At 49.3% G+C, this 355-nt stretch carries 1 protein-coding gene; it reads right to left on the minus strand.

What is annotated here, in order from left to right; all coding sequences use genetic code 11:
• Positions 1–355 (minus strand): purine nucleoside phosphorylase YfiH/LACC1 family protein (locus AAEY75_RS14300; protein ID WP_352259937.1); only part of this gene is annotated, 355 nt, incomplete at both ends.

The following is a 355-nucleotide window of genomic DNA, read 5'->3' on the forward strand; positions in this document are numbered from 1 at the left end:
TAACTGACTGTCTACGCAACCTGCCAGTAGCTTATCGCGGACTTGACTACCCACTTCATAATTCTGCTGGCTAATACAGACGCCAATCCATGCCATAATTTGCCCTGAGTCGGTAAAGCGCTCAGCAGTTGCTTGGATGACGCCACAAGCCAGCCCTTGCCAACCTGCGTGAATGGCGGCAATTTTACCACTTGCAGGTTGATATAAAACAATAGGCACACAGTCGGCAGTCATTATCGCTAAACCGACACCCTGCTGCTGACTCAGCATAGCATCAGCCGCTAGCGGTTGCATACTTAAGGCAGTGGCGTCGATATGATGAATATCATTGCCATGTACTTGATTGACCCAATGC

Source organism: Psychrobacter sp. TB55-MNA-CIBAN-0194, assembly GCF_040309505.1.
GTDB lineage: Bacteria > Pseudomonadota > Gammaproteobacteria > Pseudomonadales > Moraxellaceae > Psychrobacter > Psychrobacter fozii.